Annotated in this window: 15 protein-coding genes; 10 read left to right on the plus strand and 5 right to left on the minus strand. The window is 74.0% G+C overall.

Annotation, left to right across the window (positions count from 1 at the left end; all coding sequences use genetic code 11):
• Positions 1–11 precede the first annotated feature (11 nt).
• Together katG and AB0469_RS36080 are read right to left on the minus strand one after the other, a co-directional pair.
• A complete protein-coding gene (gene katG, locus AB0469_RS36075; RefSeq protein WP_366455767.1) occupies positions 12–2,201 on the minus strand; it encodes a catalase/peroxidase HPI in 2,190 nt (729 codons plus the stop codon).
• 269 nt (positions 2,202–2,470) lie between these two features.
• Entirely contained in the window at positions 2,471–3,289 is an 819-nt protein-coding gene (locus tag AB0469_RS36080; protein WP_366455768.1) for a DUF1206 domain-containing protein, read from the minus strand.
• A 179-nt stretch (positions 3,290–3,468) separates the two neighbouring features.
• On the opposite strand from AB0469_RS36080, the gene AB0469_RS36085 reads away from it, so the two are divergent.
• From AB0469_RS36085 to AB0469_RS36100, 4 genes are all read left to right on the plus strand, one after another.
• Positions 3,469–3,681, plus strand: a complete 213-nt coding sequence (locus tag AB0469_RS36085; RefSeq protein WP_366455769.1) for a hypothetical protein — start codon at positions 3,469–3,471, stop codon at positions 3,679–3,681.
• A 178-nt stretch (positions 3,682–3,859) separates the two neighbouring features.
• Entirely contained in the window at positions 3,860–4,546 is a 687-nt protein-coding gene (locus AB0469_RS36090; RefSeq protein ID WP_366455770.1) for a HemK2/MTQ2 family protein methyltransferase, read from the plus strand.
• Positions 4,530–4,859, plus strand: a complete 330-nt coding sequence (locus tag AB0469_RS36095) for a CDGSH iron-sulfur domain-containing protein (RefSeq protein ID WP_366455771.1) — start codon at positions 4,530–4,532, stop codon at positions 4,857–4,859. Before AB0469_RS36090 ends, AB0469_RS36095 begins: the two co-directional genes overlap by 17 nt.
• The gene (locus AB0469_RS36100; RefSeq protein WP_366455772.1) at positions 4,856–5,935 is read left to right on the plus strand and encodes an iron-containing redox enzyme family protein; all 1,080 of its coding nucleotides are present in this window, start codon (positions 4,856–4,858) and stop codon (positions 5,933–5,935) included. The genes AB0469_RS36095 and AB0469_RS36100 overlap by 4 nt, the downstream gene beginning before the upstream one ends.
• Here AB0469_RS36100 and AB0469_RS36105 read toward each other — a convergent pair.
• Positions 5,928–6,578: a DUF4232 domain-containing protein gene (locus AB0469_RS36105; protein WP_366455773.1), complete on the minus strand. Its 651-nt coding sequence runs from the start codon at positions 6,576–6,578 to the stop codon at positions 5,928–5,930. The genes AB0469_RS36100 and AB0469_RS36105 overlap by 8 nt on opposite strands.
• 280 nt (positions 6,579–6,858) lie before the next feature.
• Between AB0469_RS36105 and AB0469_RS36110 the strand changes: the two genes are divergently transcribed.
• From AB0469_RS36110 to AB0469_RS36135, 6 genes are all read left to right on the plus strand, one after another.
• Positions 6,859–7,386, plus strand: a complete 528-nt coding sequence (locus AB0469_RS36110; RefSeq protein WP_366455774.1) for a DoxX family protein — start codon at positions 6,859–6,861, stop codon at positions 7,384–7,386.
• Between the two features lie 124 nt (positions 7,387–7,510).
• Positions 7,511–7,879, plus strand: a complete 369-nt coding sequence (locus AB0469_RS36115; RefSeq protein ID WP_366455776.1) for a hypothetical protein — start codon at positions 7,511–7,513, stop codon at positions 7,877–7,879.
• Positions 7,880–8,074: 195 nt separating this feature from the next.
• Positions 8,075–8,737, plus strand: a complete 663-nt coding sequence (locus AB0469_RS36120) for a lysophospholipid acyltransferase family protein (RefSeq protein ID WP_366455777.1) — start codon at positions 8,075–8,077, stop codon at positions 8,735–8,737.
• 125 nt (positions 8,738–8,862) lie between these two features.
• The gene (locus AB0469_RS36125; protein ID WP_366455778.1) at positions 8,863–9,237 is read left to right on the plus strand and encodes a hypothetical protein; all 375 of its coding nucleotides are present in this window, start codon (positions 8,863–8,865) and stop codon (positions 9,235–9,237) included.
• A 174-nt stretch (positions 9,238–9,411) separates the two neighbouring features.
• Positions 9,412–9,759 (plus strand): metalloregulator ArsR/SmtB family transcription factor, encoded by a 348-nt coding sequence (locus AB0469_RS36130; protein WP_366455779.1) that lies wholly within the window; start codon positions 9,412–9,414, stop codon positions 9,757–9,759.
• Between the two features lie 134 nt (positions 9,760–9,893).
• On the plus strand, positions 9,894–10,079 hold the full coding sequence (locus tag AB0469_RS36135; protein ID WP_366455780.1) for a hypothetical protein: 186 nt from the start codon (positions 9,894–9,896) through the stop codon (positions 10,077–10,079).
• Between the two features lie 56 nt (positions 10,080–10,135).
• On the opposite strand, the gene AB0469_RS36140 is transcribed toward AB0469_RS36135, so the two are convergent.
• The gene (locus AB0469_RS36140) at positions 10,136–12,466 is read right to left on the minus strand and encodes a collagenase (RefSeq protein ID WP_366455781.1); all 2,331 of its coding nucleotides are present in this window, start codon (positions 12,464–12,466) and stop codon (positions 10,136–10,138) included.
• Between the two features lie 178 nt (positions 12,467–12,644).
• A complete protein-coding gene (locus AB0469_RS36145; protein WP_366455782.1) occupies positions 12,645–13,454 on the minus strand; it encodes a peptidoglycan recognition family protein in 810 nt (269 codons plus the stop codon).
• Positions 13,455–13,697 lie beyond the last annotated feature (243 nt).

Raw genomic sequence — 13,697 nt, forward strand, 5'->3', positions numbered from 1 at the left:
CCCCGGGCGGCTCAGCGGAGGTCGAACCGGTCGAGGTTCATGACCTTGTCCCACGCGGCCACGAAGTCCCGCACGAACTTCCCGCGCGCGTCCGCGCAGGCGTAGACCTCGGACAGGGCCCGCAGCTGGGAGTGGGAGCCGAAGACCAGGTCGACGGCGCTGGCCGTCCACTTGACCTCGCCCGTGGACCGGTCCCGTCCCTCGAACTCGCCCTCGACCTCGGCGGACGCCTTCCACTCCGTCCCCATGTCGAGCAGGTTCACGAAGAAGTCGGGGGTGAGCGTCCCCGGCCGGTCGGTGAGCACGCCGTGCCGGGACCGCCCGAAGTTGGCGTCCAGGGCGCGCATGCCGCCCAGGAGTACCGTCATCTCCGGAGCCGTCAGCGTCAGCAGACTGGCCCGGTCCAGGAGCAGGGTCTCCGCCGACGGCTTCTCGCCTCCCCGGAGGTAGTTGCGGAAGCCGTCCGCGGCCGGTTCCAGCACCGCGAACGACTCCGTGTCGGTCTGCTCCTGGGAGGCGTCCGTGCGCCCGGGGGTGAACGGGACCGTGACCTCGTGGCCGGCGTCCGCCGCGGCCCGCTCCACGGCCGCGCACCCGCCCAGGACGATCAGGTCGGCGAGCGAGACCCGGGTACCGTCGGACCGCGAGCCGTCGAACTCCTGCCGGACGCGCTCCAGGGTCTCCAGCACCTCGGACAGTTCGGGGGTGTCGTTCACCTCCCAGCCCCGCTGCGGCGCGAGCCGGATCCGGGCGCCGTTGGCCCCGCCGCGCTTGTCGGTGCCGCGGAAGCTCGCCGCCGACGCCCACGCGGTGGCGACCAGCTGGGGGACGGACAGGCCCGAAGCGAGGATCGTGCTCTTGAGCGCGGCCACGTCCTCCTCCGTCACCAGGCCGTGGTCGACCGCGGGGACCGGGTCCTGCCACAGCTGGGGTGCGGGGACCCACGGGCCGAGATAGCGGGTGACGGGCCCCATGTCGCGGTGCAGGAGCTTGTACCAGGCCCTGGCGAAGGCGTCGGCCAGCTCGCCGGGATTCTCCCGGAAGCGGCGCGCGATCGGTTCGTACACCGGATCCAGCCTCAGCGCGAGGTCGGTCGTCAGCATCATGGGGGCGTGGCGCTTCGACGGATCGTGGGCGTCGGGCACGGTGCCCTGGGCGGAGGGGTCCTTCGGCGTCCACTGCTGCGCGCCGGCCGGGCTCGTCGTCAGCTCCCACTCGTAGCGGAACAGGTTGTCCAGGTAGCCGTTGTCCCACCGCGTCGGCTCGGTGGTCCACGCGCCCTCGAGTCCGCTGGTGACGGTGTGCGGACCGCTGCCGGTGTCGTACGCGTTGCGCCAGCCCAGGCCCTGCTGGTCCAGGGGCGCGGCCTCCGGCTCCGGACCGATGTACTCGGAGTCGACGGCGCCGTGGCACTTGCCGAAGGTGTGACCGCCGACGATCAGTGCGACCGTCTCCACGTCGTCCATCGCCATGCGCCCGAAGGTCTCGCGGATGTCCCGGGCGGCGGCCACGGGGTCCGGATTTCCGTTGGGCCCTTCCGGATTGACGTAGATCAGGCCCATCTGGACCGCTCCGAAAGGACCGGTGAGCTCCCGGTCGCCGCGGTAGCGTTCGTCTCCCAGCCAGGTGTCCTCCGGCCCCCAGAAGATTTCCCCGGGCTCCCAGACGTCCTCCCGTCCGAATCCGAATCCGAACGTCTTGAACCCCATGGATTCCAGCGCACAGTTACCGGCGAAAACGAGCAGGTCTGCCCAGGAGATCTTCCGGCCGTACTTCTGCTTGACCGGCCACAGGAGCCGCCGCGCCTTGTCGAGGCTCGCGTTGTCCGGCCAGCTGTTCAACGGCGCGAAACGCTGCATGCCCGCGCCGCCGCCACCGCGGCCGTCGGCGATCCGGTAGGTGCCCGCGGCGTGCCAGCTCATCCGGATGAACAGCGGCCCGTAATGGCCGTAGTCGGCGGGCCACCACTCCTGCGACGTGGTCATCACCTCGAACACGTCCCGCTTCAGCGCGTCGACGTCGAGGGTGGCGAACTCCCGCGCGTAGTCGAAGTCCTCGCCCATCGGATCGGCCAGGGGCGAATTCTGATGGAGAACCTGGAGGTCCAGCTGGTTCGGCCACCAGTCCCGGTTCGTCCTGGGAGGAGCCGCGGCGGGGGCCGGGGAGGGGATTACCGGGTTCTCGCTTTCGCTACCGGACACGTCCGTCCTTCTTCCTGTCTCGGTCTTTCCGTCTACTGGCTGCTGCCCGCCCGCGACGTCGGCCGCCCGTCCTCGCGCCCGGCGCCGGTGTTCGAGCCGTCTCGGCGTCCGTAATGGTCGCGCACCGGAGGCCCCAGAGCCACGAGAACACGCATGGCGACGCCGTGTACGACGGTCCGATTTTCCAAGGCGGCGCACGGGGACATTCCCTTCCGCGCAGCCGGATCAGCATTCCGCTTGTCTTTTTCCGGGAAAAGGGAAGCCGACCCCTACACGCGGCGCCAGACGGCCATGGCCCAGGAGAACGCGCCGAACAGCAGCAGCCCCGTCGCGACGGCGACCAGCAGCCACGGGCCCGCGGGGGTCTGGGCGAACGAGCGGAGGGTGTCGTCGACCCCCTTGGCCTTCCGCGGGTCGTAGGAGACGGCGGCGTGGACGAGCCACGCCCCCGCCGCGGCGAACACGGCGCCGCGCGCGACGCCGCCTGCCACGCCCAGCACGTCCACGCCCCGGCGGGCCGCCCGGGGAAGGCGGCCGGTGTCCATCTCCTCGCGGAAGGACAGCCGGGCCGCGTTCACGGCGATGACCACCCCGCCCACGGCGACGGCGAGGCCCACCGCCCCCACGAGCCACTGGCCGGCCGGGACGGCCAGCGCCGCGGCCGTCACGTCCCGTGACTGCTCGTCGCCGGAGCGCCCACCGCCCCGGCCCGCGGCGAAGGACAGGGCGGAGAAGGCCGCCACCACGTAGAAGCCGGCACGGGCGGCGGAGGCGACGCGTCGGGTCGGCTTGCGCCCCTCGGGTCCGGCGGCCCCGAAGACGGCCTCCGAGAGCCGCCACGCCGCCATCGCCACCAGACCCGCCCCGACCGCCCACACGAGCAGCCGCCCGAACGGATGGCCGGCGATCTCGGCGAGCGCCCCCGTACGGTCGGCCGCCTTCCCGGCGCGCCCGAACGCGATCCGCAGGGCCAGCAGGCCCACCAGCGCGTACAGCACCCCGCGCGTGGCCAGCCCGCACCGGGCGGCCGCGGTCACCGCCGCGCGCGTCTCGCGCGCCCGTGTCCCGCCGACGGACGGTGCTGCCATGTTCCGCCTCCCGTGAAGGTGTCCGCAGCGCCCCTGCCCGCTGCGCCGCCCGCCATGCACCGGGCCGGGCCGCACGGTTCCGCCGCGGGCCCGGCCGGTCCCGGGCGGCCGTTTCGACCCCGGGAGCCCGGGTAACCGCGCCGTCACCGAGCACGGTCACCGACGAGGAGGCGGCATCCATGGCAGGCATAGGCGGTTGCATCACCCTGATCGTGGTGGGGGCGATCCTCACCTTCGCGAGCGACTGGCACATGGACGGGATCGATCTCGACGTGGCGGGCCTGATCATGATGGTCGCGGGGCTCCTCGGACTCGCCGTCTACAGCAGCGTCCTGCGCCGCCGCCGCACGGCCGCCCTCCCGGTGGTCGACGAGACCCGTGACCGGACCTGAGCGGGGCGGGGCGGGGCGGGCCGGCGCGTCGGATCCCCGGAAGTCCGGCGCCGATGTGCAAAGCGCCCGATCACGGGTAGGCGCGGCCCGTGACCGCCCCCGTCCCCCCGACGTCCCCCGCGGCCGGAGCGAGTCCCCGCGCCGCGGCCGGTGGGCGGCGGCCGACCAGGAGGTCCCCGTGCCCAGCACCGCACTGACGTACCGTGACCCCGCGCCGCGCCTGATCGCGCTGCCGGGCGTCTACCGCCCCCAGGCCGACACCCTGCTGCTCGCCGACGCCCTCGCCCGCGAGCCCCTGCAGCCCGGTGCCCAGGTCGTCGAGATCGGGACGGGCACCGGAGCGCTCGCCCTCCGCGCGGCGGCCCGGGGGGCCGAGGTCACCGCCGTCGACGTGGCCTGGCCCGCGGTCCTCGCCGCCCGGCTCAACGGGTGGCGCCGGCGCCTGAGGCTGCGCGTCCTGCACGGCGACTTCGCGGCCCGGACCCGTGGGCGGCGCTTCGACCTCGTGCTGGCCAACCCGCCCTACGTCCCCGGCCCCCGGGCACGGCTGCCCGCCGGCGGAGCCCGGCGGGCCTGGGAGGGCGGCCGGGACGGCCGTGCCGTGATCGACCGGATCTGTGCGGCCGCCCCCGCCCTGCTGCGCCCCGGAGGCGTCCTCCTGATGGTCCATTCGGGGATGTGCGGGGCGCAGGAGACCCTCGCCCTCCTGGCCCGGCAGGGGATGACCGCCCGCATCGCGGAACGCACCCGCGTCCCGTGGGGGCCGGTGCTGCGCTCCCGCGGCGCGTGGCTGCGCGCGAGCGGCCTGGCGCGGGAAGGCGACGAGCTGGAGGAGCTGGTGGTGGTCCGTGCCCGGTACGCCTGAACCCGACCGCACCCCGGCGCTGGCCGGGCGGGCACCCCGCCCCCGGCGGGTGGCCGTGGAGCGGGGCGGCCCGGTCCTGGTCGAGGGGCCGGTCGAGATCGTCCTGGACGACGGGACCGTCGCCCGGTCGGACCGGTTCGTGGTCGCCGTGTGCACATGCCGCCGCACCCGGACCCACCCCTGGTGCGACACCAGCCACCGCGCCCGCAAGCGCTCCGCCCCGCCACCCGCGCAACCCGGTGGACCCGCAGGGCCCGAAGACGGGGAGGACAGCGAAGACGGGGGAGACAGCGAAGACAGGAGCGAGCGATGACCGCACCCGCCCACCCCCGCGCCCGACGCGACGCGCCGGCGGGAGCCGCGTCCGCCCCCGTACTGGTCGAGGGCCGCGGGCCGTTGTCCCGTGCCGTCGTCGCCGCCCTGCGCGGCGGCCGGACGCCGGACGTGGACGCCGGGGCGGCCCCCGGGGCCGATCCGTGGGGTGAGGACCTGCACCTCGCCCTCTACCTGCTCTACGAACTGCACTACCGCGGCTTCGCCGGGGTGGACGACGCCCTCGAATGGGATCCGCACCTGCTGCGGCTGCGCGCGACCCTGGAGGACCGCTTCCTGCGCGCCCTGCGCACGGCGACGCACGACGCCCCGGACACGGTGGCGGAGGCCTTCGCCCCCCTCCTCGTCGAACCGGTGGACCCGGCCGGGAGCCTCAGCCGCCACCTGGAGACCGAGGGCGAGCCGTGGCAGCTGCGCGAGTACGCGGCCCTGCGCTCCCTGTACCACCTGAAGGAGGCCGACCCGCACGCCTGGGTGATCCCCCGGCTGCGCGGCCGCGCCAAGGCCGCCATGGTCGCCATCGAGTACGACGAGTTCGGCGCCGGCCACGCCGACCGCATCCACGCCCGCCTCTTCGCCGACCTCATGGAGGACCTCGGCCTGGAGACCGCCTACGGCCACTACCTGGACCGGGCCCCCGCGCCGTTGCTCGCCACCGTCAACCTGATGTCCCTGCTGGGCCTCCACCGCTCCCTGCGGGGAGCCCTGGTCGGACACTTCGCGTGCGTGGAGGTCACCTCCTCGCCCGGCTCCCGGCGCCTCGCCCGGGCCGTGCGCCGGTGCGGCGCGGGGGAGGCGGCCGAGCGCTTCTACGCCGAGCACGTGGAGGCCGACGCCGTCCACGAGCAGGTCGTGCGCCACGAGGTCATCGGCGGACTGCTCGCCGACGAGCCCGACCTGGAGCCCGACATCGCCTTCGGCTGCGCGGCGACCCTCCTGCTGGAGGAGCGCCTCGCCGCGCACATCCGCTCGGCCTGGGCACGGCACCGCTCGGCCCTGCGGGCGCCGGACGCCCCGGCACCCGGCACGGCGGACGGGGCGGGGCCGGTCACTTGACGGGGACGGCGTCCTTCGGGGAGGTGTGCCAGTTGGTGACGACCGGGTGGTCGACCGTGATGGTGCCGACCGGCAGCGAGACCGGGTCGGGGTCGGAGTCGCCGACGGCGACGATGATGCTCTCCAGCTCCTTGCCGCCGTTCTCCTTGGTGGTCTTCGGGTTCACCCCGGCGTAGGCGGCGGTGCTCCCGCTCAGCTGGACCTGCTGGGCCGCGGCGTGCTCGGCGGGACCGGCCTGGGTGCCGTCGGAGCCGAACGCCACGGTCGGCAGCGCGGCGGGCAGGTAGCAGGTGATCCCGGGCTTGGCCTTCGCGGTGATCAGGACGTATCCGCCGGCCTGGCTCTCGGACTTGGCGCTCCAGGCGATGTCGTTGGCGCCGCAGGTCTGCCCGACGGGCTTGCGCACCCCGTTGCCGGTGTCGGCGCCGGAGCCGTCCGCGGTTCCCTTCCCGCCCTGCTTGGCGCCGGCCGCGGGCGCGCCGGACGGCGCGGAGGCCCGGCCGGACGGAGCGCTGGCGGAGGGGGCCGGCGCGGCGCCGGTGTCCGTGGCCGCGTCGGAGTCCTGGCACCCCGTCAACAGCATGGCGCCGCCGAGGAGGGCGGCGGAGACGAGGAAGGCCTTGCGGTGGTTGCCGGACGACATGGACGAGCCCCTTGGTGGTCTGTGGTCGAGGCCGAATCCTGTTCGGTTCCTCGGCGCTTACCCCACCACTGTGCGGGAGTTGGGCGCCGAAGGGCGTGCGGCGTCGCCGTTCCAGTACAACGCTGTCACCAATCGGTGACATGATCACGAAGAGTCGGCCGCCGCTCCGCTCCGCCGGCGGGGGCTCGCCCGTCCGGCGGACGTATGCGGCGGCGCGGGGCGCCGCCGCCCGGACGGGATACGGATGTTCCCGGTACCCCCCTCGTCCCCGGGAGACTCGATGACCTGCATCAACCGACGTGACCTCGCGCTGCTGGCCCTCCGTGCCGGAACCGGGGCCGTGCTCATGGCCCACGGCACGCAGAAGCTGTTCGGCTGGTTCGGCGGCGGTGGCCTGGACCGGACGGCGGCCGCGATGGAGCACATGGGCTTCACCCCCGGCCGGCGCAGCGCCCTGGCCGCGGGACTCGGCGAGACGGGCGGCGGGGCCCTGCTGGTCCTGGGTCTGGCCACCCCGGCGGCCGGCGCCGCGGCGGCGGGCGCCATGGCGGGCGCGGTGTCCGTCCACGCCCCGGCCGGGTTCTTCGCCCAGGAGGGCGGATTCGAGTACCCGGCGTTCCTCGGCTTCACCGCGGCCGCCATCGGCCTCGCGGGCGCGGGCCGCTACTCCCTGGACCACGCCACCGGCCACACCTTCGACCAGCGGTGGATGCTCCTGCTGGCGTTCACCGCGAGCGCGGCCGGGGCGGCCGCGGTCGTCGCCAGGAGGGCCCGGGGCCTCCAGGACGCCGGCGGGGAGACGGCCTGAGCCGGCCGGACCGCCGGACTGGCGTGATCTTTCAGGCCGGAAACCGGCTGTCACGGTGCGCGGAGAGGCCGTAGGAATGTGCTGCCGTTTCCCGTTGGCCCATTTCGCCGCCAAGGAGCCCCTCATGACCCGTTTGCGCACCACCGCCATGGCCGCCGCCGGTGCCGCCGCCATGTTCGCCCTCACCGCCGCTCCCGCCCAGGCGGCCCCCGGCGACGTGACCACCACCTGCGCGAGCACCGCCACCCCGGTGGGCTACGTCGACGTCAGCTGGGGCTACAGCAACACCTGCGGCGGCCAGAACTTCGCCCCGAACATCAAGCAGATCAAGCAGCTCACCGGCCTGCCCATAGGCACCGTCGTCCAGGCCTGCGGCTCCGCCTACTACCCCGCCGGCTGGGTCCAGACCAGCTCGTACTACTCGAGCTCCTGCGTCGCCTTCCCGAACTCCGGCTTCAACAACAACGCCTGGACCCTCAAGCGCGTCTCCTGACCCGGTCAGCGACCGCGGCCCCGCCCGTCCCGCGCACCGCACCGCGCGGGACGGGCGGTCCGGCCCGGGCGGATGCGGGGACGTCTGGGTAGCGCGACCAGCCGGGGTGAGTACGAGGACTCAGGCGGCCCGGGGACGGCGTCGGCGAGGCTGGGGGAGCCGCCGCAGCCGTCGTCACGAACGGGGAAGAACGCCATGCTCAGCCGTCTCGCCCAGCTCCTGGTCCCCGTCCTGGGCCGGGTCCGCGTCACCACCGCGCCCGAGGTCGGGGTCCCGCCCGGCAGCGTCATCGTCGCCAACCACACCTCCCTCGCCGATCCCGCCGTGGTCCTCGCCGCCCTGCGCCGCTGCGGTGTCGAACCCGTCGTCATGGCCGCCGCCGGCCTGTGGCGCGCCCCGGTCCTCGGACGCCTGCTCGTCCGCGAGGGCCACATCCCCGTGCACCGGGGGCACCGGCGGGCCGCCGAAGCCCTCGACCACGCCGCGTCGGCACTGGCCGCGGGCCGCTCGGTGCTCCTGTACGCCGAAGGCGGCATCCCCTCCCGCCGCGACGCCGCCGAAGCCGCGCCGCTGGCCTTCCGCAGCGGGCTCGCCCGGCTGGTCGCGCGCACCGGCGCGCCCGTCGTCCCCGTGGGCCAGGCCGGGGCGCGGCGGGTCACCTCCGGGAGCGCCGCCAAACAGCTGGCCGGCCTGGTCACCGCCCCGCTGAGGCGCCCGCGGCTGCACGTCCACGTCGGGCGCCCGCTGGAACTGACCGGCGACGCCGACGCCCGCACCCGCCAGGCGCACGACGCCGTCACCGACGCCTGGCGCACCGCCGCCGCGCAGCTGCGCGAGCCGGCCGCCTACGCAGCGTGACAGGGGCGGGATCGCGCCAATTCCGGAGATCGCGCCGTACGCGGCGGCGCGATCGGTAGCGTCCCGGTACGGAAGAACGCAAGACCCGTGCCGCGCCCGGCACGTGACACCGACGGAGGACAGCCATGGCGAATGTGGAAGTGTCGCTGAAGGAAGCGATGACCTCGATCGAAGGGGCCCTGGGAGTGGCACTGGTGGACTACGCCAGCGGGATGGCCCTGGGCACGCTCGGCGGCGGCAAGGACCTGGACCTGATGGTGGCGGCCGCCGGCAACACCGACGTCATCCGGGCCAAGCTGCGGACGATGGAGATGCTCGGCATCCAGGACGAGATCGAGGACCTGCTGATCACCCTCGGCGGCCAGTACCACCTGATCCGGATCCGGCGCGGCCGCGCCGGCGGCGGTCTGTTCCTCTACCTGGTCCTGGACCGCAACAAGTCGAACCTGGCGATGGCCCGCCACCAGCTCAGCCGCATCGAATCCGATCTGGAGGTCTGACCGCGGCGTCCGTCGGGCCCACGCATGCCCATGAGTTGAAGAAGTCTTCAACTCGGAACATGTGAAACAGGTCAACATCGGTTCCGCGTGGGCCGACAGGACGCGACGATGGGTGAAGTGGTGGTCTCCGTCCGAGCCGGAGCCGGTTCGAGGAAGAACAGGAGTGTCGTGCGCATGCAGGTCCCGCTGTACCAGGCCAAGGCCGAGTTCTTCCGGATGCTCGGCCACCCGGTCCGCATCCGGGTACTGGAGCTCCTCCAGGACGGCCCGATGCCCGTACGGGACCTGCTGGCCGAGATCGACGTCGAGGCGTCCAACCTCTCGCAGCAGCTCGGCGTCCTGCGCCGCTCGGGCATCGTCGTCTCCACCCGTGAGGGATCGACCGTCACCTACGCCCTCGCCGGCGGCGACGTCGCCGAACTCCTTCGCGCCGCGCGCCGGATCCTCACGGAGATGTTGGTGGGCCGCAACGCCCTGATCGCCGAGCTCAACGAGGCCGAGCCCGACCCGGCCCGCGCGTAGGACCGCCCGCCGCCCCGCCCGCCGCCTGACCCCGCCGCCGCGGGGCCGGCCGGGGGAGGGGGACGGGCGCCGGTGCGGGCCAGATGGAGGCGCCCCGGCTGCGGAACCGCCGGAGGGCTGGTGGCATCGGTGGGATGAAGGATCCCTTCGCCTGCGAGGAGCCGTCCCTGCTCGCCCGCACGGGTACCGCGGACCGTGCCGCGGCCCGCCGGGCCGTCGCCGCCCGGGCGGCCGACAGCGAGGACCTGAGGATGCTGCTCGACATGCTCGGGCTGTGCCCGGCCGACGATCCGCCGCCCGGGCGCGCCCGTTCCCGCTGACGCGGCCGGGGCCGCGGGAGGCGGTGCCGGCTCCCGGCCGGCCCCGGCGCGCGGGGTCACTCGGTGTGCGTGGAGACGCTCACCCCGCTGAAGTCCTGTGCGGCGGCGAGGCTGAAGTAGACCCAGCCGGACGGCGGGTTGTCGACGGTCAGGCTCTCGCCGTTGCCGGCGCTGGCGGACTTCGCCCGGTAGCTGCCGGTGGTGGCCCAGCTGCCGCCGCCGTAGTACAGGTCGGCGTTGCCGGTGCCGCCGCTGCTGGTGACGGTCAGCCGCTTGACCCCGGCCGGCAGGTACACGAAGTGGTAGCTGTAGTTGCCCGCGGAGGCCGCGAGGCCGTCCCGGCGGCAGTTGCCGTCGAACTGGCGGGGGTCGGCGAGGGTGCAGAGCGGGGTGGACGGGGCGTCCGGCAGCGGCCCGCAGCCGTCGGTCGCGCAGGTGCTGGTCAGCCAGGCGGCGAAGCCGGCGTCGTAGCCGGTGCCGATGGTCTGCTTCAGGAAGGCGCGGGCGCCGTTCCAGTCGCCGGCGCGGTACTTGGCGAGCACGGTCTCGACGTCGGGGCGGTGCGCCTGGAGCATGTAGCGGACCGCGAGGAAGCCCCAGCGGTAGACCCGGGTGGAGTTGACCGCGGGGTCCGCGTTCTGGTCGTAGACGGTGTCGAACAGCTCGCTGAGCCGGTAGGTGTTCTTGCCGGCCTCGGCGACGGCGTCGGCGTTGCGCTCGCCCCGGTAGCCGTAGGAGATGTTCTCGGCGATGCCCTCGACCCACCAGATGGTCGGCGTGGTCATGCCGGCCTCGAAGTCGCCCGCCATGTCGTAGCGGCCGTCGAGGTAGTGGGTGTACTCGTGGTTGAGGTTCCAGATCTGGAACTGCGGGCGCAGCCAGCTGGCCTCGTGGGCGATGAAGCGGGCCTGGTTGCCGGCGGCGGCCGGGTTGCCCTCCTCGTACATCCCGCCGTTGTCGACGTCGATGTCGTAGATGGCCCAGGCGTACAGCGCGTACTGGGTGTAGTCGTCGAAGACGACGACCTCGAGGTCGGTGTTCTGGTCGCCGGGTATCGCGCCCTTGTCACCGATGATCCGGTGGAAGTAGGCGTCCTGGTTGACCAGGCTGGTACAGGTGCCGGCCAGCTGGTCGGGGGACATGTCCTGGGCACGGATCTTCAGGCCCGGGGTACAGGTGTGCTGGATCGGCAGCACGGACGGGAGCACCCGCGCGCCCAGGTCGCAGATGGCGTACGCGGCGCAGTTGTTCCGGTCGTACTGGCGCGTGTACCAGCCCAGGTTCATGGTGATCGGGGCCGTGGGGCCGACGTTCGGGTAGCGGTTGACCAGGTCCTTCAGCAGCGGCCGGAGCCGGTCCTTGAGCTCGGGTACGTCGAGCGCGTGGCCGAGGTGCCGGCCGACGTTGCTGACGACGTCCAGGCGGTTGAGCTGGGCGCCGTTGCGCGTGATGAAGCCGGCCCAGGTGTCGAGGATGGAGGGGTCGGCCTTGAGCGCGGCCCGCCAGCCGCGGCCGTCGTCCTTGGCCTTGAAGCCGTTGTCGACGACCCACTCGACGTGCTGCATGGCGAGGTCCATCTGGCCGGGCCAGGTGCCGTCGTAGCTGCCGAGCAGCCACTTGACGACGCCGGCGTAGCGGCCGGCCGCGTGGGTGCTGTCGATGAGCGTGACGACCTCGTTGAGGATCTCGCCGTTGGCGTCGGTGACGTCCTTGCTGTGCGGGGAGGCGAAGAAGGCGTCCAGCGCGCCGAGCGCCGCGCCGTCCAGTGCCGTGCCGTAGTCGCCGACGACGTCGGCGTGGTTGTCCTGCACGTAGTAGCCGGCGCGCAGGAACAGCACCAGCTGTCCGATGGCGGCCCGGTTGTCGCCCGCGTAGCCGGCGGAGGCGTCGCGCAGGGCGTTGGCGACGGTCACCATCTGGGCTTCGCGGAAGGTCTTGCGGGCGTCCTCGCCGGTGAGGCCGAACAGCGGGTAGGTGCAGGTGATCCGGGGAAGGGCCGTGAGCTGCCGGACCAGCGCGCCGCCCGTGGCGTTGATCACGCCGGAGAGGTCGGAGCAGTCGTCGGACGCGGCGGCCGAGGACTGCCGGCCGTCCTTCGGGGCCTTGGCCGGCCGGACGGCCGGGGCGGGGGCCGGGCGGGACTCCTCGGTGCTGTCCTGCGAGGAGATCCGCAGGCGCGAGCCGTTCTTCATCGCGTCGGGGGACCTGGGCACCGGGATCGACCGCGGCGCCGGGGCCGGGCCGCCCCGCGCGTGGGCGCCGGCCGGGGAGGCGGCGGCGGGGGCGGCCTGGCTCGGTGGCGAGAACAGGCCGAGCGCGATGAAGACGGCTGCGCCGAGTGCGGGAAGCCGGCGCGCGCCGGTCTTCGATATCCGGAAGGGATGCATCTGTGGGGGCCTCCGGGGCCGTGGTGCCGCGCGTTCAGGACACGGCTGTTGACATGTGACATGTAAAATTGCACATGTCGCATCGCTCCGGAAGCTTTCTCGCCAGATTGGCTTGGTACCGCAACTGAAACGTTGTCAACTCCGGGCCCCGGAGGGCCTGCAGGCTCCCGTCCGGGCGTCAGCGGGTCCGTAGCGGGTCGAGGAGACCCGCGGGAAGGTACTCGGCGAGGGCCGCCGGGTCCGCGGCCCAGTGCGGCGGCCGCCGCAGGGGCCGTCGCGGCAGGGACGCGGTCTGGTCGCCGCCGAGCCGCCGGGCCACGTCCTGGCGCAGCTTCGGCAGCATCGCGTAGAGCATGTCGCCGGGGCAGGAGGTGCTGTTGAAGTCCCGGTGCCCGTAGATCTCGGAGGCGGGCACCCCGTACTGGCGGCAGACGTGGGCGCACAGGTCGGCGAGGGCGGAGAACTGCGCGGCGGGGGGCTCCTCCGTCATGTAGGTGCCCTCGTTCTCGATGCCGATGGCCACGCTGTTCTGCCCCACGCAGTGGGCGCCCCGCACCAGCCGGTCACCGGCGACCAGTGCGGCCAGGCTGTCGTGGCGGCCCTCCAGGACGAAGGCACCCCGGCTGACGGTGAAGTGCTGGCCGGTGTCGATCCAGCCCTGCATGTCCATGTGGTACGTCTGGATCGCCCGGGCCAGCGCGTGGGCCCGCTGCTGCGAGTAGTCGGTCACGTTGGCCGTGGCCGTGTGGTGCACGATGATCCGCTCGGGGCGCGTGCCGAGGACCACCACCTCCTCGGACGCCTCGCGGGCACCCCAGCCGTCGCAGTCGGTGATCCGGGGCGCGGCGGCGCCGTCCCGACGCCCGGACCCCCCTGCGGCGGCGCCGGCCGCGGAGGCGGGGGAGGACAGGAGGCCGGCGGACCCGAGCGTCAGCGCGGCGAGGACCAGGCTGCGGCGGGACAGCCGGGCGGACGGGTCGGAGGTCATGGAGCCGCCTGTTCCGGTGGGGGGACGGGCCCTCCATGCAACGGGACGGGACCGCCCGCGGCGCGCAGGCGCTCCGCGGGACGGCCCCCCGGACCCCTTTCGGGGGACGGCGGGCCCGCCGTACGGCGCGCGCGCCGTCCCCGGGGCGGGGGCCGCGGCCGGGCGGAAGGTCCGGCAGCGCCGACGGCCCGCCCGGGACTCTCCGGGCGGGCCGTCACGGCCGGGGGCGGGGCAGGTGTTAGG

It is taken from the genome of Streptomyces sp. NPDC093801 (assembly GCF_040701585.1).
Lineage (GTDB): Bacteria > Actinomycetota > Actinomycetes > Streptomycetales > Streptomycetaceae > Streptomyces.